The 18,027-nt window shown below is 57.0% G+C and carries 20 protein-coding genes; 11 read left to right on the plus strand and 9 right to left on the minus strand.

Annotation, left to right across the window (positions count from 1 at the left end):
- Positions 1-291: 291 nt before the first annotated feature.
- The 5 genes from fliS to ABJT94_RS09965 all read left to right on the plus strand — a co-directional run bounded on the left by fliS (position 292) and on the right by ABJT94_RS09965 (position 5,671).
- Positions 292-696, plus strand: coding sequence for a flagellar export chaperone FliS (gene fliS / locus ABJT94_RS09945; RefSeq protein WP_127555179.1), 405 nt, complete (start codon positions 292-294; stop codon positions 694-696).
- Position 697: 1 nt separating this feature from the next.
- The gene (locus tag ABJT94_RS09950; protein ID WP_348475486.1) at positions 698-1,045 is read left to right on the plus strand and encodes a hypothetical protein; all 348 of its coding nucleotides are present in this window, start codon (positions 698-700) and stop codon (positions 1,043-1,045) included.
- Positions 1,046-1,399: 354 nt separating this feature from the next.
- Positions 1,400-2,848, plus strand: a complete 1,449-nt coding sequence (locus ABJT94_RS09955) for a sigma-54-dependent Fis family transcriptional regulator (RefSeq protein WP_348475485.1) — start codon at positions 1,400-1,402, stop codon at positions 2,846-2,848.
- A 144-nt stretch (positions 2,849-2,992) separates the two neighbouring features.
- Positions 2,993-4,195 (plus strand): ATP-binding protein, encoded by a 1,203-nt coding sequence (locus ABJT94_RS09960; protein WP_348475484.1) that lies wholly within the window; start codon positions 2,993-2,995, stop codon positions 4,193-4,195.
- Between the two features lie 54 nt (positions 4,196-4,249).
- Positions 4,250-5,671: a sigma-54 dependent transcriptional regulator gene (locus ABJT94_RS09965; RefSeq protein ID WP_348475483.1), complete on the plus strand. Its 1,422-nt coding sequence runs from the start codon at positions 4,250-4,252 to the stop codon at positions 5,669-5,671.
- Between the two features lie 204 nt (positions 5,672-5,875).
- On the opposite strand, the gene ABJT94_RS09970 is transcribed toward ABJT94_RS09965, so the two are convergent.
- From ABJT94_RS09970 to ABJT94_RS09985, 4 genes are all read right to left on the minus strand, one after another.
- Positions 5,876-6,085: a Trm112 family protein gene (locus tag ABJT94_RS09970; RefSeq protein ID WP_127556219.1), complete on the minus strand. Its 210-nt coding sequence runs from the start codon at positions 6,083-6,085 to the stop codon at positions 5,876-5,878.
- Positions 6,078-6,395 (minus strand): membrane protein insertion efficiency factor YidD, encoded by a 318-nt coding sequence (gene yidD / locus ABJT94_RS09975; RefSeq protein WP_348475794.1) that lies wholly within the window; start codon positions 6,393-6,395, stop codon positions 6,078-6,080. Before yidD ends, ABJT94_RS09970 begins: the two co-directional genes overlap by 8 nt.
- Positions 6,396-6,417: 22 nt before the next feature.
- Positions 6,418-7,803 (minus strand): cysteine--tRNA ligase, encoded by a 1,386-nt coding sequence (gene cysS, locus ABJT94_RS09980; RefSeq protein WP_348475482.1) that lies wholly within the window; start codon positions 7,801-7,803, stop codon positions 6,418-6,420.
- 78 nt (positions 7,804-7,881) lie between these two features.
- Positions 7,882-8,745: a 6-carboxytetrahydropterin synthase gene (locus ABJT94_RS09985; RefSeq protein WP_348475481.1), complete on the minus strand. Its 864-nt coding sequence runs from the start codon at positions 8,743-8,745 to the stop codon at positions 7,882-7,884.
- 166 nt (positions 8,746-8,911) lie between these two features.
- On the opposite strand from ABJT94_RS09985, the gene ABJT94_RS09990 reads away from it, so the two are divergent.
- Complete coding sequence (locus ABJT94_RS09990) at positions 8,912-9,100, plus strand: hypothetical protein (RefSeq protein ID WP_348475480.1); 189 nt, start codon at positions 8,912-8,914, stop codon at positions 9,098-9,100.
- Here ABJT94_RS09990 and greB read toward each other — a convergent pair.
- The 5 genes from greB to ABJT94_RS10015 all read right to left on the minus strand — a co-directional run bounded on the left by greB (position 9,066) and on the right by ABJT94_RS10015 (position 13,157).
- The gene (gene greB, locus ABJT94_RS09995) at positions 9,066-9,584 is read right to left on the minus strand and encodes a transcription elongation factor GreB (protein ID WP_348475479.1); all 519 of its coding nucleotides are present in this window, start codon (positions 9,582-9,584) and stop codon (positions 9,066-9,068) included. The genes ABJT94_RS09990 and greB overlap by 35 nt on opposite strands.
- Positions 9,581-11,611: a bifunctional tRNA (5-methylaminomethyl-2-thiouridine)(34)-methyltransferase MnmD/FAD-dependent 5-carboxymethylaminomethyl-2-thiouridine(34) oxidoreductase MnmC gene (gene mnmC / locus ABJT94_RS10000; RefSeq protein WP_348475478.1), complete on the minus strand. Its 2,031-nt coding sequence runs from the start codon at positions 11,609-11,611 to the stop codon at positions 9,581-9,583. Before mnmC ends, greB begins: the two co-directional genes overlap by 4 nt.
- 17 nt (positions 11,612-11,628) lie before the next feature.
- Positions 11,629-11,979: a hypothetical protein gene (locus ABJT94_RS10005; RefSeq protein WP_348475477.1), complete on the minus strand. Its 351-nt coding sequence runs from the start codon at positions 11,977-11,979 to the stop codon at positions 11,629-11,631.
- A gap of 82 nt (positions 11,980-12,061) precedes the next feature.
- A complete protein-coding gene (locus tag ABJT94_RS10010) occupies positions 12,062-12,739 on the minus strand; it encodes a TIGR04211 family SH3 domain-containing protein (protein WP_348475476.1) in 678 nt (225 codons plus the stop codon).
- Positions 12,740-12,857: 118 nt separating this feature from the next.
- The gene (locus ABJT94_RS10015; protein ID WP_348475475.1) at positions 12,858-13,157 is read right to left on the minus strand and encodes a YciI family protein; all 300 of its coding nucleotides are present in this window, start codon (positions 13,155-13,157) and stop codon (positions 12,858-12,860) included.
- A 93-nt stretch (positions 13,158-13,250) separates the two neighbouring features.
- On the opposite strand from ABJT94_RS10015, the gene ABJT94_RS10020 reads away from it, so the two are divergent.
- The 5 genes from ABJT94_RS10020 (at position 13,251) to rluB (ending at position 18,013) form a co-directional block, all read left to right on the plus strand.
- Positions 13,251-14,102: a PHP domain-containing protein gene (locus tag ABJT94_RS10020; RefSeq protein WP_348475474.1), complete on the plus strand. Its 852-nt coding sequence runs from the start codon at positions 13,251-13,253 to the stop codon at positions 14,100-14,102.
- 113 nt (positions 14,103-14,215) lie between these two features.
- A complete protein-coding gene (locus tag ABJT94_RS10025; RefSeq protein ID WP_348475473.1) occupies positions 14,216-14,839 on the plus strand; it encodes an L-threonylcarbamoyladenylate synthase in 624 nt (207 codons plus the stop codon).
- 45 nt (positions 14,840-14,884) lie between these two features.
- A complete protein-coding gene (locus ABJT94_RS10030) occupies positions 14,885-15,841 on the plus strand; it encodes a ScpA family protein (RefSeq protein ID WP_348475472.1) in 957 nt (318 codons plus the stop codon).
- Positions 15,838-17,166, plus strand: a complete 1,329-nt coding sequence (gene scpB / locus ABJT94_RS10035) for an SMC-Scp complex subunit ScpB (RefSeq protein ID WP_348475471.1) — start codon at positions 15,838-15,840, stop codon at positions 17,164-17,166. The genes ABJT94_RS10030 and scpB overlap by 4 nt, the downstream gene beginning before the upstream one ends.
- A complete protein-coding gene (gene rluB / locus ABJT94_RS10040; protein ID WP_127555196.1) occupies positions 17,150-18,013 on the plus strand; it encodes a 23S rRNA pseudouridine(2605) synthase RluB in 864 nt (287 codons plus the stop codon). The genes scpB and rluB overlap by 17 nt, the downstream gene beginning before the upstream one ends.
- Positions 18,014-18,027 lie beyond the last annotated feature (14 nt).

Raw genomic sequence — 18,027 nt, forward strand, 5'->3', positions numbered from 1 at the left:
GGTTTGGCGCGAGACTGGCCGTTTTTTCGTTCATTGACGAAGGTATTGCCAAGGATGTGCCAGTTTTGCACCGGTCGTTACCGGCGTTGCTTGATAGCCGATGTCGCATCTCAAAAAAACACTCAACAATTCCAGCACAGTGCCGCTACATGGATTAAGCTTGTTCGGCGATCAGTGATGCGCGCGGAGCCACGAGGGGAATGTCCAGATACTCTCTCGGGGCAAGGCAGATCAATGTTTACCGGGGAGGCTGTGGTGAAAAAAACATCCAGTGGTCTGAGAGGAAACACTATGTACGCACAGGGGATTAAGCAGTACCAGTCGGTCAGTACTGAAACCTCCATTATGGACGCCGACCCCCATAAGCTGATTCAACTGCTTTTCGAAGGTGCACTTGCCCGGATATCCACCGCCAAGGGGCATATGGCTCGCAAGGAATACGACAAGAAGTCCAGAATGATCAACTCGGCAATCGACATTGTCGGTGGTTTGCAGGACAGCCTGAACACCGATACCGGCGAGTTGGCGTTAAACCTTGAGCGGTTGTACGACTACATGCTGCGTCGCCTGTTTGAAGCCAATGCGCGCAATGATGAGGCGATTCTGGACGAAGTCGCCGGATTGCTGTCGCAGATCAAATCGTCTTGGGATGCCATACGCGATGAAACCCTGGCTCAGAACCGGCCAGGTGAATAACATGGCGATGTTGCAAACCACGGCCAAAGGCCCTTACAGGGTATCCGAAGAGACACTGCTGGCCCAGACGAACGATCTGATTGTTCAGGGCTTTGAGCTGCAGGACATGCGATCGTTGGATGATCTGGAGCGTTGGGACGATGCCGTCAACGATATCCTGGAACTCATTAATGATCAGGTGCTGAACTCTGGCCTGGCAAGTCTTGCTCTGAAGCGGCGAATCGAATGTCTGCTCGAACTTTATGTGTCCGTGCTGGCCAGCCTGTCTGAGCTTCAGCAAAGCCGTACCGTTCAGGCGACAGAGTTGCGTCAACAACGCCGGGTGATCTCCGGGCCTGTTACTGGTTAGGGCTGCCATGGCTTGATCGGATCAATACTGAAAATTCCAAGGGTCATCAGTCCCGGCAGCGGGACTTTGGCCACTCTTGAGCGCTTATAGAAGCGTGTTCCTGTCGATTTCCATCCTGAATTCGTTAATCCCCTGTTACATTCTGTGTTCTGCTGCATGGAACTTAGCGTTTTTCTATGGTAAGCCACTGAAAATAAAGGCATTATCGGGTTTTTGGCGCGTTTTCTCCGGAACCGCCGTGAGTTTGACAGGGCACGAGTCTCGGTCTTTACTGTTTCGATACAGTCAAATTCCTGACGTGGAATGTCGGGCTTGGTGCCATCTCAGCTGTTTTGATGTGAGGAAATGTTCCCAATGTGGCGTGAAATTAAGCTCCTGGTAGTAGACGATGATGATCAACGTCGTCGGGACATTAAGGTTATTCTGGATTTTTTGGGTGAAGTTAACGTTACCCTGAGTAGCGACAACTGGCAGGAGCAGGCTGTCGCTGAACTGGGTGGAACCGATGAGCTGGTGGCTGTAGTGGTGGGTTCAACCCAACTGTCGCTGGCTCGTATGGTTCAGGCCGTTGCAGATTGGGATGAAGGCTTGCCCGTCATTCTGATGTCCGAACATCCGGAGTATGAATTGCTCGACGACAGTCTGCGCCACCGGGTTATTGCCCGGCTGTCGATGCCTCCGACTTACAACAAATTGCTCGATACCCTGCACCGCGCCCAGATGTACCGCGAACAGTTTGATCTGACGCGTGGTCGTGGCCAGCGTCGGGAAGTGAACTTGTTCCGCTCGCTGGTAGGCACCAGCCGAGGCGTGCAGCAGGTTCGTGAAATGATGACTCAGGTAGCTGACAAAGAAGTCACTGTCATGATTCAGGGCGAAAGTGGCACGGGTAAAGAAGTGGTAGCGCGTAACCTGCATTACAACTCCCACCGTCGTCACAAGCCGTTCGTACCGGTCAACTGCGGGGCCATTCCGGCCGAGTTGATTGAAAGCGAACTGTTTGGCCACGAAAAGGGCGCTTTTACCGGGGCTATTACCTCCCGGGCCGGCCGCTTTGAAATGGCCGAGGGCGGCACCCTGTTTCTCGATGAAATTGGGGACTTGCCGCTGAACATGCAAGTGAAGCTGCTGCGAGTGTTGCAGGAGCGAACCTTTGAACGAGTTGGTGGCAACAAGACGTTCAACTGCGATATTCGGGTTATTGCGGCGACGCACCGGAACCTTGAGCAGATGATTGAGGAGAACACCTTCCGGGAAGATCTCTATTACCGGCTGAACGTTTTCCCGATCGAAATGCCGCCTCTGCGCGAACGTTCCGAAGATGTCCCTGTATTGCTCAACGAGCTGATCGCCCGTCTGGAAAATGAGAAGCGAGGGTCTATTCGCTTTAACTCGGCAGCGGTGATGTCGCTGGTAAGACATGACTGGCCTGGTAACGTTCGGGAGATGGCGAACCTGGTTGAGCGGCTCGCGATTATGCATCCTTACGGTGTGGTGGGGGTTCAGGAACTCCCTCTGAAATATCGGCATGTTGACGATGATGATGAATCGGTTCTGCCATTGCCTGCCTTACCAGAGTCTGAATCGTTCAGCATGACCCATTCAGAGCAGGCGGCGTTACTGCCGGTAAATGGACTGGATCTGAAGGAGTACCTGACCGAGCTTGAGCGCAACCTGATTCAGCAGGCGCTCGACGATGCTCAGGGCGTGGTGGCGCGCGCGGCTGAAAAGCTCCACATTCGCCGTACCACACTGGTTGAAAAGATGCGCAAATACAAAATCAACAAGCGCGAAGCAGTTTAGAGCTGCGAGCTGCGAGTTTAGAGCTCATAACTCGCGGCTCGAAGCTCGCAGCTCATAACTACCAGCTCACAGCTCAAAAGAAAACCTGGCACCCCTTTTGCTAAACTCTTGTAAAGCGCCAATAAATGGTCACTGGGAGACGGCATGGGTGTGCCACAATTTGACAACCTGAATCAGCAGCAAGGCTCGGCCGAAATGTCCGAGCAATCGCTTGCTGATCTGAAGCAGGCGTTTGCGACCTTCAACCAGGTTTCCGAGCAACTGACCGAAAGCTACCAGATGCTGGAAAGCCGTGTTGTCGAGCTCAGTGGTGAACTGGCGACCGTCAGTGAACAACGCATGCAGGAGTTGTCGGAAAAAGAACGCTTGGCCGATCAGCTGGAAAGCTTGCTTAACCTGCTGCCGGCCGGGGTCATTGTTATCGACAATACCGGTCGCATTGGCCGGATTAACCCGGCCGCCGAGGCGTTGTTGCGCAACGAAGCCAACCCCCGATTGATCGGCGAGCCCTGGGTTCGCATCATCCGTAACGCCTTTAAACCCCGCCAGGACGATGGCCATGAGATTTCACTGGTCGACGGCCGCTTGGTCAGCATTGAAACCTGCGCGCTCGATAACGCGGGTCAACTGATACTGCTCACCGACCAGACTGAAACCCGAGCGCTGCAGGCGCAGCTGTCACGTCATGAACGGCTCTCGGCCATGGGGCGCATGGTCGCTTCGCTCGCGCATCAGATCCGCACACCGCTGTCAGCCGCCATGTTGTATGCCTCCAACCTGAAGAACCCCCGGGTCAGTCAGCCGGTACGAGAGCAGTTTGTCGATAAATTGCTGGGGCGGTTACACCATCTTGAACAGCAGGTGCAGGACATGCTGGTGTTCGTGAAGGGTGAGTGCAAACTGATTCACAAAGTCACCGTGGCAGACCTGTATTCGGCCATGCAGGACAACCTTTCGGTACTGATTCAGCAGCACCCGGACGCTCTGGAGTGGCGAGACCTGAGCCACGGTGCCGAACTGCAGTGCCAGAAAGATGCGCTGGTCAGTGCTTTGAGTAACCTGGTCACCAACGCATTCGAAGCGATACGGTCCAACCCCAATATTTCCATCATTGCCCGCGAAGAAGCTGGCCGGCTGTTGCTGACCATTTCTGATAACGGACCGGGCATGGACGAGGCGACCCTTAATCAGGTCACCGAACCGTTTTTCACGACGAAAAGCCATGGTACTGGGCTGGGTTTGCCGGTGGTCATGGCCGTCACCCGCGCACACCAGGGTGAGTTTCATATTAACAGTCGGCCGGGAGAGGGCACTCAGGTTGCCCTGTCTTTTCCGGTTAAAGGCTAATCGCCAGCGTGACCTGGCGAGCGGCAAATCGCCGTCAGATATGAGGAGAAATGCATGCGAGTACTCATTGTTGAAGACGATGCCAGCCTGAGAGAGGCGGTCAGCGATACGCTGAAGTTGTCTGACTACGAGGTCATTGAGGCCGACTGTGGTGAAGCGGCCATCGTAAGGCTGAACGAAAACCAGGTCGACTTCATCGTGAGCGATGTGAACATGCCGGGCATGGATGGTCATGAGTTACTGGCCTACGTACGCCAACATCAACCCCAGATTCCGTTTCTGCTGGTGACCGCCTACGCCACGGTCGAAAAAGCGGTGTCTGCCTTGCATGCGGGTGCTGTTGATTACCTGGTCAAACCTTTTCAGCCCGAGCAACTGATCGAACTGCTGGAGCGCCATGGTAGCCAGCCCAATACCGCCATAGACGAGCCCATTGCCAATGAAACCTCAAGCCAGCAGGTGTTGATGCTGGCCCGAAAAGTGGCGGTAACGGACAGCACCACCCTGATCAGCGGTGAGAGCGGGACGGGCAAGGAGGTGCTGGCAAGGTACATTCACCAGCATTCGCCCCGGGCGCAGCAACCTTTTGTTGCCATCAACTGTGCTGCCATACCTGAAAACATGCTGGAAGCGACACTGTTTGGTCATGAAAAAGGCGCCTTTACTGGTGCTATTGCCAGCCAGCCCGGAAAGTTTGAGCAGGCTAACGGTGGCACGCTGTTGCTGGATGAAATTTCCGAAATGGACATGGGTTTGCAGGCGAAGCTGTTGCGCGTGTTGCAGGAGCGCGAAGTGGAGCGCATCGGTGGTCGTAAAGTGGTTGAACTCGATGTTCGTGTACTGGCGACCACCAACCGCGATCTGATGCGCGAAGTGCAGGCCGGTCAATTCCGCGAAGATCTCTACTACCGGTTAAACGTCTTCCCGTTGCAATGGCAGCCATTGCGCGCCCGCCGGGGCGACCTGATACCGCTGGCCAACCACTTGCTCGCCAAGCATTCCAGGAAAATGCATAAACCACGAGTCATGCTCGACGATTCTGCTCGCGCTCGCATACTGACTTATGACTGGCCCGGCAATATTCGTGAGCTCGACAACGCCCTGCAGCGAGCGCTGATTTTACAGTCCGGTCAATGGGTGACTGCTCAGGATCTCGGATTGGAAGGCGAGCACCTGATCGATTTTGAACCAGCCCGGCAGCAGGCCATGGCACATCAGTCAGAGACAATGTCGAATGGCATCGACGAACACGCCAGTGAGTCTGATGAACCGGAAGCGGCCGCGCATGAATCCATGCAGGTTGACCTGAAGCATCGTGAGTTCGAGATTATTCTGGACGCGTTGCGGGTCACTCAGGGTCGTAAAAACCGGGCGGCGGACAAGTTGGGTATTTCAGCCAGGACCTTGCGATACAAACTGGCCAGAATGCGGGAGATTGGCATGGATGTGGATGGGGCTATTGCCGGCATTCGATAGTTTAATTACTTAAATTCGGAGTTTGCTCTACCAATTAGCACTGGGTGCCGGGTATGCCTATGTGGGGAAGTCCGCAGCAGGGATGCTGCGGCCTAGGCGCCATGGACGGATCTACGCCGACCCCACAGAGGCATACCCGGTATCCTGTGCGAGCCATTGCCTGGGAAATGAACCAAACTCCGAAACTTGTGTTACTGGAATCTATCAGGCCAAAGAACTTTTCTTTGACAACCAATGTTCATATTCTTCCTGATTCAACGCCCGGGCTTCGTCTTCCAGCATGACGGGAATGCCGTCGCGAATGGGGTAGGCAAGTTTGGCGGCGGTTGAAATCAGTTCTTCCTTTTCCCGGTCTATTTGCAGCGGCGCCTTGGTGACCGGGCAGACCAGAATGTTCAGCATTTGTTTATCGATCATCATTGCGGTGGCCCTCGTGGCGGCAGTCCGTTTTCTGTTTGGCGTCTTGCGGACGGGTATCATCCGCTGGCGGCTCATCATAGTCTGGTAGTGGTACGCCCGGTACCGGGTCGATGCCGCCTTCGCACCCCGGGTGGCAACGGGCAATGCGTTTTATGGCCAGCCAACTCCCTTCGAACGCCCCATGGTGTTGCAAAGCGATCAGGGCATATTCGGAGCAGGTCGGGTAATATCGGCAACGCGGCCCGAGCAGGGGGCTGATGGCCAGCCGGTAGAACTTCACCAGGGCAATCAGCGGCCATTTCAGCACCGTGCAGACCCCGCCGGGTTCAGGCCTCGCGAGACCATTGTGTGCCTTCGCGGGTGTCCTGAATGAGAATGCCCGCCTGCTTCAGTTCATCTCTGATGGCATCGGCCCGGGCGAAGTCTTTGGCTTTTTTGGCGTCCTGCCGTTGCTGAATCAGATCTTCAATGGCCTCGGGTTGCAAGCCGTCTAGTTGCTCGCCATGAAACCAGGTCATGGGGTCTTGTTGGGCAATGCCCAGAATGCCGGTAATGGCGATTAGCTCGCCTTTTAGTCTGGCCCGTTCGGTGGTATCCGTCGTCTTGAAGAACTGACCGGTCAATTCATAAAGCGCGGCAATGGCCTTGGGCGTGTTCAGGTCGTCCAGCAGCGCCTGAACCGCTTCCAGTGACGACAGGTCGTCAGGCTCAACAGTTTCGATATCCTGACTGTCACGCAACACCGTATAGAGCCGGTCCAGTGTCTGACGGCTCTGGCTCAGCAATTGCTCCGACCAGTTCAGGTTCGAACGATAATGCGCCGACAACAGCGTCAGCCGAACCACTTCACCGGGATGCTCGTTCAGTACGTCCCGCAGTACCGTGAAATTGCCCAGCGACTTGGACATTTTCTCGCCTTCGACATCGAGCATCGCATTGTGCACCCAATAACGGGCATAGCCCTGGCTGTCCGGCACACAGCACAGGCCCTGAGCCATTTCGTTCTCGTGGTGCGGGAAAATCAGATCGCTGCCGCCACCGTGAATATCGATGGTATCGCCGAGATGCGCCATGATCATGGCGGTGCATTCAATATGCCAGCCAGGTCGACCACGACCCCAGGGGCTGTTCCAGCCGGGCAGGTCGTCACTGGAAGGCTTCCACAGCACGAAGTCCATCGGGTGGCGCTTGTAAGTGGCGACGTCGACCCGGGCGCCTGCCAGCATATCGTCAATGTTGCGACGCGACAGTTGGCCGTAGTCTTTCATTGAGTCGACGGCAAACAGAACATGGCCTTCAGCGGCGTAGGCATGGCCGCGGTCGATCAGCCGCTCAATAATGTCGATGATCTGCGGGATGTGTTCAGTCGCGCGGGGTTGCAGCGTGGGTTCGAGATTGCCCAGGGCGGCCATGTCTTCCTGATAGGCCGTGGCGTAAGTGTCGGCAAAGGCTTTTATATCGATGCCTTCGGCTTTGGCGCTGGCGTTGATCTTGTCGTCAATGTCCGTCAGGTTACGGGCAAAAATGACGTTCGAAAACTGGGTTTTCAACACCCGGTACAGCAAGTCGAACACCACGGCCGAACGGCCATTGCCGACGTGAATGTAGTTGTAGACGGTAGGGCCGCAGGCGTAAAACGTCACTCTGTTCGGGTCGAGCGGTACAAAGGGTTCTTTTTTGCCGGACAGGGTGTTGTAAACAGTCAGCGTCATCTGCGGTTCCGAAGCTCTCTTGAGTGAATCATTGAATGGATAGCCGTGGCGTCAGTGTAACACCGCCGCGTCATGGGGTCATGAACCGGATTCGGCGATGGCGCCCTTCATCACGCCTTCAAAGGCGCGCACACGCCACCGGTCGCGCGGGTATTCCTCCGCCAGGCTGTTAGCCAGATGCGCGGCGATCAGCTCAACGGTGGTGTCGGTTTTGAGGATTTCGGTGCTCACTTTAGGTAACCAGACATCAAACCGGCCCTGCTCGGCGTCGTAACCGATATGGACCAGGTCTGACTCAGCGGATTGGTTGGGCACTATATCCTCTTCGGTGATCAGATAAATGTCCTGAAAGCGTTCTGCCCAGTCTCGCTCGACCTCAGTATCACGCTCGCCATTGCGGAATATTTCAATGCGCGACCGGTGCCCGTGGCAGATGCGCTGACAGTCGCCCTGGTGTTTTTTCAGGCCGTGCGAATAGTGATAGAAGGGGCCGTCGATCATTTCGCTGCGCAGGCGCAACACGACTTGGGAGACATTATCGGGTACCAGGGTATTGAGGTGCGCTTCCAGTGTTGGGCGCACGGAGTCGATGCTGATGTCGTCGGTTTCCACCAGATAAACCGCTTCACGCGGCGATTCATAGTGAAACCGGCATGCGTCCCGGGAATTACGGAATTCCGCTTGAATGCGTTCGCCGTTGTCGGTTTCCTGCAGCGTCAAGCCGGGCAGTTTTGCCGGCAGCACCAGGGTGTGGTCCATGCCTGAATCAAGCGCGGCTTTGAGCAGCTTTTTGACGTGGCCAAAATCGAACACCATGCCTTCATCGTTGAGATCGCCCACCAGCTCGACGTCAACAATCCAGCTTTCGCCCACCACACCCCGGGTTGGGTGAAAGTAGCTGAAGTCGAGTACGGTCAGGTTGTCTACGAAAAGGCGGCTCATTATGGATCCGGTTGCGAAAAGGGTCGCGTATTTTAGCAGCTTGCCAGGCCTGAGGGGAGGGCGGTCTGCATTTATAGCGCCCCGGGGTGGAAGACGGTATCTGTAAAATCTCGCAACCGTGACTGTTGTTGGCTAAACTTTCTGCAAACCTTCCGGGATACCTGCCGTGAAAAAAGTCGACCCCTGGCTTGAAGCCGGGCTGAAAGCGCGGGAAATGCGCAAAAGCCTGGGTTATTCCTACCTGGCCGCCGATGAGATTATCCGCAGCATGCGCGCCTTGCGCGAAGCCCTGCCACTGCCCGACAGCAGCAAGGCACTGCCTAAGCCTCCCCTTGAGGAGGAGTCTGATAGCTGACGTGCGTCACCCAGTACTCGTTCTCACCGGCTGGCGTTTGCACCCGGACTTCATCGTCGATGGTCTTTTTCAGTAGAGCCCGTGCCATCGGTGAATCGATGCTGATGTAGCGCGGGTCCAGATCGAACTCATCCGGGCCAACCAGGCGCATTACCCGGGGGGTCTCTTCTTCATCGACAACTCGTACCCAGGCACCGAAGAAGATGCGGCTCTGATCATCGGGCAGCGTGGCCACCACCTGCAGCGATTCCAGCCGTTTGGTTAAAAAGCGCACCCGGCTGTCGATTTGTCGCAATCGCTTTTTGCCGTAAATGTATTCGGCGTTCTCAGATCGATCTCCTTGTTTGGCCGCGTCTGACACCTCCTGCGTCACCTGCGGGCGCTCCACATGCCACAGTTCATGCAGCTCGGCGCGCATTCTGGCTTCGCCTTCCGGCGTGATGTAGGGGCTGCTGCGCGGACGCGGCGGTCGGTAGCGGCTCATCGTTGTCCTCGTATCAGTTGGCGAATGATAAAGCGGTTCGGGTTTAGGTGATTGGCCACGCTCTGGGCGACAGGCAGTGGCTCGCCGTTGATCCAGGCAGCCAGAGCGCGCGACGCCAGCGGTATCGAGCAAAGGCCTTTTGAGCCATGGGCCAGGTTGGCCCACAAGCCCTGGTAGTATGGCGGCTCTGGCAAACGGTGGGTCAGCCGTTTGGTCAGGCCGGTTTGATAGATACTGGCAAAGCCTTCGGCATTGGCCAGCGGGCCCACTTGCGGGAAATAATCGGGTGAGGCACAGCGCTGGCCTGCGCGTGCATCGCGAACTGACTCGCCGCCGCTGATAAGCTCGGGCAAACGCTGATGGGCGTTGTTCAGATTGTCGATATCGTCCTGTTCATGCAGGGCAGGCTCGGTTTGACCAACGTGAAAGCTGGCACCAAGACTGAGTGCTCCGTCATAGGCTGGCACCAGGTAGCGGTCTGAGCAGATCACCGCTTTCAGGTCAGAGAGGGCCGGAGTCGATTCTATGCGAGTGACCTGGCCACCGATGGGTTTCAGCGGCAAATACTGGCTCTGTTCCAGTACATGGGCGTTCCAGGCATTGCACAAAATGACCTGTGAGGCCGTCAGCGTTTGCTGGCCACCCTTGGTGTCGCACCTTACCTCCCAGTGCCCGTCATCACGCTGGAATAACGCGGTAACACGGTGTTGGGTGCGCACCTGAATATGCGGGTGAGACAACTGGTGCTGCACCAGCGCCGGTGGCTGAACCCAGCCTCCATCCGGAAAAAACAGCGCCTCGCTGGGTAAAACCACACCCGCTTGCTCGCTGGCCAGCGACGGGCTTATACAGTCAGCCAGCTCCCCGGCAAAGGGGTTTCGCTGGTGCAAGTGATTGAAGCGCCGGGCTTCCTTGTTGCCCTGGTTCAATTGCAATAAGCCACATTGTTGGTGCGGAACGCTTTCAGGCAGGAAGGCCAGGCGTCGTTGTGACAGGTGCAGAGCCTCCGTGTAAAAGCGGTTCACCGGCGTGTCATCGTGAGACAGCCGGGCATAAATGGCGCCCTGCAGGTTGCCGGAGGCACCTGCCGCCACCTCATCCGCCTGTTCCAGTACAGTCACCTGAAAGCCGCGCTTCGCCAGTTCCCGGGCAGTATGGGCACCGGCCAGCCCGGCGCCAACCACGATGGCTGTGCTGTTACTGGGGGTTATCCTGGATGCGGGCCAGTGCCATTCGTTTTGCGGCCATAAGCCCGGCCGGGGCGGCCCTTCCATGCCGGCAAAGTGCCCGTGCAGCATTTCGCGTTTCTTGCCAAACCCGGGCCGCCGGGCAACCGTGAAACCAGCGCCTTGCAGACCAGCGCGAACCGGGCTCGCCGACGTAAAGGTCGCGAAGGTTGTGTCTGCATGGCTTAACCGGGCCATCGATTGAAAGAGGGGGGGTTGCCACATGTCCGGGTTGCGGCTGGGTGTGAAGCCATCGAGAAACCAGGCGTCTACCCGGGCATTCAGATCGCTCAGGGTGTCCTGGACGTCGCCAAATAACAGCAACAAATCGACCCGGTCGCTCAACTCTACAAGATGAAAGCCCGGCAAGCGGGGCGGGTACTCTGCAACCAGCCGTTCAACCCGACCCGACAAGGTGGGCCAGGCCTGCAATGCCTGCTGAATCTGGTGTTTCGACAAGGGGTAACGTTCGGAGCTGATAAAGGTCAAGCGGGCACTGGCAGGCGCCGTTTGTTCAAACAGGTCCCAGGTAGCCAGGGCGCTCAGTCCGGTGCCGAAGCCCGTTTCAGCCACGGTAAAATGACGGTGGTCTGCCATCTGGGCGAACCGCTGGGCCAGCCCATTGCCTTGCAGAAACACGTAGTCAGTCTCGGCGTAACCGTTGTCGGTTGAGAAATAGACGTCGTCGAAAGAAGCCGAGCGTGGTGACCCGGCATCAGTAAACACCAGGTCGGGGCGCTCCATGGATGGCTGCTGTGCGTCGTCTGATCCAGCGTCCGGGTCAGCGCTGAAGCTAGTCATATCGATGGTTCCTGGCGTCAGTGCGACACTGGCAAATCCAGCAGTTGGTTCAGCCAGTGCTCAAAGTGCTGCTTGGGCAAAACTACATCATCCATCGAGAACCGCTGAAGGTCTTCAAGGGTGTATTGGGTGGCCAGATGCAGCTCCCACTGAACCACAACATCGTCGGCGATATCCAGCGCAAGCTCTGGTTTGGCTGGAATCTGATCATCAGGCTGTTGATCGAAATCGTCACCAAAGCGCGCGCACCACTCAACAATCTGGAAATGGCTGAAGCGGGACATAGACCCGAGCAAGCCCTGACTGAGCAAATCGGCCAGGTTGGAGAGGGTATGGGGTTTGGTTATAGGCGTGCTGGACCAGGCCATGGGACCACTCATTCGAATTTGTTGCAGTGTATCATTTCATCGTCAGGGCACACACAGTTCATGTGGCCCTGGACTCGAAAGGTTACGCCCAGCTATCGCGGCGCTTGCTGCGAACCTTGGGGAGTAATACGCCCATGATCAGGCCCAGCACGATAAGACTGCCCCCCGCGATTAACATGCGGCTTTCGCGGGTTTCCCGAGTGTTGGAGAGGTTTTGCCGGGCAACGTCGAGCTCATTGCGCAGACTGGCGTTTTCTTCGGAAAGCTGCTGGTTGCGCTGGTCGAGGTTGATGGCATCTTCGCTGATCTGGGTAATCTCGCGCAGTTCGGTCGTCAGTCGCTGGTTTTCCGAGCGCAGCGTGTCCAGCTCACCGGTGACATCACCCCGGTCGGCCAGCAAACTGGTGTAGCGCTCGTCGAGTTCGGTGACCTGTTCCTGCAAACGGTCGCGCTCTGCCACCAGGGCTTCCAGCTGAAGCTCAGCGGTGGGCTCTTCCTGTACAAAACGCTCAGGGATCCAGCCTTCAATGCCTTCTTCGGTGCGAACGTTGTAATAGCCATTTTCCGGCTCGTCCTGAAGAGTTTCCATGCGGGTGCCCGATGGAATGGTCTTCAAGATTCGGAACTGATCACCCGCTCCCGTTCGAACATTGACCCAAAGCTCATCAATTAGCCACAAGGTGGCACTGCTGGCCGTACCACTGAACATCAGCACCAGAGTCAGACCGAGGATCAGGCGGGTTTTGGAGAGCACAGTCATTAATTCAGTTCCCATGATATCGAAGTTGGTTAACAAAAATGGTTTATTAACAGATGCATATACTGTCGAAACAGTTTACACCCGGTAGGCCGTTACAAAACAGGCCCCTAACGTTGCGTTAAGGTAATACTTTTTTAAACGGTTTGATGCTGACTTCGGCATAAACACCGGCGTCGATGTAAGGGTCGGCCTCGGCCCAGGCACGGGCGTCGGCCAGCGACTCAAATTCGGCAATAATCAGCGAGCCTGTGAAGCCAGCTTCACCCGGATCGTTCGCCTCAACGGCAGGATTGGGGCCGGCAATCAGCAACCGCCCCTCGTCTTTCAGCGTCTCGAGCCGCTTGAGGTGGTCAGCACGCACGCTCTGGCGGCGCGACAGGCTATCGGGAACGTCTTCACAGACGATGGAAAACCACATGGTTCTTTCTCCTCAGACAGTGGGATGGCCGACAAACGTCCATAAATCAGGCATCATACGGCACCTGCTTGAATCCTGACAATTAAGGATCCTATGACCAACATTGCCCACACCTGGGAAATGCACTGCCACAGCACCTTTTCGGATGGAACCCTGTCGGCTCAGGGCGTCTATGACCTGGCGCTGGAGCGTCAGCTGGAACACCTGGTGTTAACCGACCACGACACAGCCGCAGGCTACCGCTGGCTGCGCGAGCACGGTACCTTGTCTGAATCGCTACGACTCTGGCCCGGGGCTGAATTGTCGACCGTCTGGATGAAGCGTTCTGTGCATATCGTTGGCATTGGTATGGATGTAATGTCCCCTGCCTGGCAAGCCGTTGAGGCCCGCTATGACCAGGCCCGCGAATCCCGCTTTGAGCGGCTGCTGTTTGTGTTGCGGCGTGAAGGACTGACGCTCGATGAATCTGCCATTCGCGTCCAGGCCGACGGCGCCACACTGGGCCGTCCGCACATAGCGCGTTACCTGGTCGATACCGGCCAGGCAAAAGACAGTGCTCAGGCCTTCAAACGCTGGCTGGGGAATGGCAAAGTGGGCGATGTAAAACAGTCCTGGCCGGAGCTGGAGCAGGCCGTGGCAGATATCGTTGCTAACGGTGGTTGGGCGGTGCTGGCTCACCCTCATCGGTACAAGCTGACCTGGCGCAAGCTGGAGCAGCTGCTGGATGATTTTACCGCCGTCGGCGGCCAGGCTGTGGAAGTTAGCTGCCCGGCGATGCCACCGGCGATGCGCCAACGACTGGTCGACCATTGCTGTGAACGCGATATCCTGATCGGTGGTGGCAGCGATTTTCATCAGCCCGAGGTGCCCTGGGCAAGACTGGGTTTCTACCCGCAATGGCCTTCTTTGGGGCCAAAATTGGTAGATAGCTTATTAAACAGCTAAATGACGGTGAGTTCCTCCATGCGCCCATGCAAACGGTTCCGCATCGGCCTGCATTAGTGCTAAAGTGCGCGTGTTGTACGAACTTCTGACAATCCCTCTTGGCGGGAGCCAATATGAGCCAGTTTTTTGCAATACATCCGGAAAACCCCCAGCCACGGCTGATCAAACAGGCGGCCGCCATTGTTCGTGAGGGCGGGGTGATTGCCTACCCGACCGACAGTGCCTATGCACTTGGCTGCCATATGGAAGATAAAAAGGCGCTGGATACCATCCGCCGGATACGCCGTATTGATGACTCTCACCCCATGACGCTGGTGTGTCGCGATCTGTCCGAACTCTCCACCTTTGCCAAGGTCGACAACGTCGCCTTTCGGCTGATCAAGAACAACACACCAGGTCCGATCACCTTCTTGCTCGACGCGACCCGTGAAGTTCCGCGCAGAATGATGCACCCCAAGCGTCGTACCATTGGCCTGCGGGTGCTGGGAAACCGTATTGCTGCTGCGCTGCTGGAAGAGCTCGGTGAGCCGATGATGAGTACGACTCTGATTCTGCCCGGCGAAGATGAACCCCAGAGCGACCCTTATGAGATTCGCGATATTCTGCAGCACGAGCTGGCGCTGGTGATTGATGGCGGGTTTTGCGGTTTTGAGGAATCCAGCATCATCAGCTTTCTGGAAGATACCATTACCATCGTGCGCGAAGGGGCGGGCGATGTGGAACCTTTCCGGGTCTGACCATGACCAGACCGGGTAACCTCCGACTCAGGATGGCAAGGCGCAATGGCTGATCCGAACGACAACTCTGAACTGGACAACGCTGGGAAAGACAGCGGCGTAGCAGGGCCGATTGCGCCTGGCGCACTGTTTACGCCGTCGGAAGCCCCAGTGGTGGAGGTTGGCGCAACACCCAAAGAACGGGCATTGCAGCGCCTGCGCGAGCGCGCCCAGTCAGAACAGTCGGAAATGCCGTTTGCCATTATCGATGGTGAGGCGATGACGCAAATCCCCATGGATTTGTACATCCCGCCCGATGCGCTGGAGGTCTTTCTGGATGCCTTCGAAGGCCCGCTGGATCTGTTGCTGTACCTGATCAAAAAGCAAAACCTCGATATCCTCAACATCAACGTCTTCCAGATCACCGAGCAGTACATGCAATACGTTGAGCTGATGCACAGCATGCAGCTTGAACTGGCCGCCGAGTACCTGGTGATGGCTGCCATGCTGGCTGAAATCAAAAGTCGCATGCTGCTGCCGCGCTCCAGCGATGCCGAAGACGAGGAAGAAGAGGACCCCCGGGCGGAGCTGATTCGCCGCTTGCAGGAATACGAACAGTTCAAGACAGCGGCGGAAAACCTCGACGAACTGCCCCGGGTCGGGCGCGATATTTACACGACCGACGAACACCAGCCCGATTACCAGCGACCGCGTATTCATCCGGATGTCGATATGCGTGAGATTTTGCTGGCGCTTAAGGACGTACTGGCGCGGGCTGACATGTTCGAGGAGCATGAGATTCAGCGTGAAACGTTGTCGACCCGGCAACGCATGGCGGATGTGCTGGAAAAACTGAACGGCACCGCCTTCGTACCTTTCATCACCCTGTTTGACGCCGCCGAAGGGCGCTTGGGCGTGGTGGTGACGTTTCTGGCGATTATGGAGCTGACCAAGGAATCCCTGATCGACCTGGTTCAGAACGAGGCCTTTGCGCCTATCCACATCAAGGCTCGCAGTGAATGACGGACGAACATAACGAAAAAACCGGACCCGAGGTGCCCACCGGGGCCCATTCCGATGGGGCCGACGATTCTGCCAACCCGCTGCCGGCGTCGGAAGAACAGGGTGCAGAACCCGCAGCGGCGTCTGATGAAACAACCAGTCAGCCGGATTCAGACCCCGCGGCGCATGATGACCAGCAACTGGACGACCCGGTGCCACCCGAGGCGGAACTCGTCGACGAAGACGATGATACCGACCCGGAGCTGGAATCGGGTGACCCCTATGGCGGTCATGCGCCCGAAGAAGTCAAACAGATCATCGAAGGGGCCTTGTTTGCCGCTGGCACGGCGTTGTCCATTGCGCAGATTGCCGCCCTGTTCGAACCCTATGAACGGCCGCATCGCAGCAGTCTGCGCGCCCTGATGGCGGAATTGATGGCAGATTATCAGGGCGGTGGTGTTGAGCTGGTAGAAGTCGCCAGCGGCTACCGGTTTCAGACGCGCCATTCGATCGGGGCCTGGGTCAGCCGCTTGTGGGAAGAACGGCCGCAACGGTATTCTCGGGCTTTGCTGGAAACGATTGCGCTGATCGCTTATCGCCAGCCGATTACTCGCAGCGAGATCGAAGACGTGCGCGGCGTGTCGGTCAGCACTCAGATTGTACGGACCCTGCTGGAGCGTGAGTGGGTGCGCGTGGTCGGGCATCGTGACGTGCCCGGACGGCCTGCCATGTACGCCACCACCCGTCAGTTCCTTGACCATTTCGGACTGACCAGTCTGGATCAGCTGCCCAGCCTGGGTGAGATTCGGGATCTCGATGATATCAACCCGCAACTGGGTCTTGAAGGGGATGACGACCGTTCGGTTGGCGCCGTGGACGACCAGGCAGAAATCAGTTTCAGTACCATGGTCGACAAGTTGCGTGAAGGCGAGCGCAGCGGCAAGACCGGTAATACCTTCATTGACGAGCAGCTCGACGATGAGTTGTCGGAAATGGATGCCGTTAACGATGCCATAGAGCAGGCGTTTGAAGCCCAGCGGGCTGGGCACGATCACCCGGATCTGGATCTGAGCGATGCCGACGAGGCGTCGCCAGAGGGTCAATCGGAGGCAGCCGGTGACGCCGTAGCTGACGATCAGGCAAGCGGCAGATCTGAGTCCGATGAGCCAGGCTCCGGTCAATCGGAACAGGAGCAGGCACCACAGGAACAGGCACGACAGGAAGAAGAGGCGCTGAGCGAAGCAGAGCAATGGCGCATCATTCAGGAAAAACTGACACAACAACAAGCCTTGCTGGACGGTCGTGAGGGCGACCAGCCGGGCGGAGACGATGATAATGAGCACTGAACGCATTCAGAAAGTACTGGCCAAGGCGGGCAAGGGATCTCGCCGCGATATGGAAAAAGCCATAGAAGAAGGTCGGGTGAAGGTGAATGGTGAAGCGGTATCCCTGGGCGACCGGGTAGGGCTGAACGACACCCTGGAACTGGACGGTCGGCCGGTTAAGGTCGAAGACCTGCGGGCCCGGCGAGTACTGGTCTATAACAAACCCGAAGGCGAGGTCTGTACCCGCCGTGACCCGGACGGACGCCCCACGGTGTTCGACCGTCTGCCGGAGCTGCCCGGTGAACGCTGGATCGTGGTCGGACGTCTCGATTTGAACACCTCCGGCCTGTTGCTGTTCACCAACGACGGTGAACTGGCTAACCGCCTGATGCATCCCTCCAGCCAGATCGACCGTGAATACGCGGTGCGGGTGCTGGGTGAGGTAAAACCCGAGCACGTGCAGCGCATGCACGAAGGCGTTGAGCTGGAAGATGGCCCGGCGCGCTTTACCGATATTCAGGAATTTGGGGGCAGTGGCGCAAACACCTGGTTTCATGTGGTGATCATGGAAGGCCGCAATCGTGAAGTACGCCGGCTCTGGGAAAGTCAGGACTTGAAAGTGTCGCGTTTGAAGCGAGTTCGTTACGGCTCGGTGTTTCTGGATTCCGACGTACGGGCCGGTACCTGGAAAGAGTTGCCAAAAAGCGAGATCGACAAGTTGGCCAGGCTGGTCGAGCTGGAGCCAGCCCCCTGGAAGTCGATTGTACAGGGCAAGAACGATCCTAATCGACGCAAGGTCGCCAATCAGCGGACGCGCCGTTCAGTCACTGCGCCGCGGCGCAAGAGTGGGGCAATTCGCCGTAAATAAAGCGGCTTAAAGGC

Source organism: Saccharospirillum sp., assembly GCF_039982735.1.
GTDB lineage: Bacteria > Pseudomonadota > Gammaproteobacteria > Pseudomonadales > Natronospirillaceae > Saccharospirillum.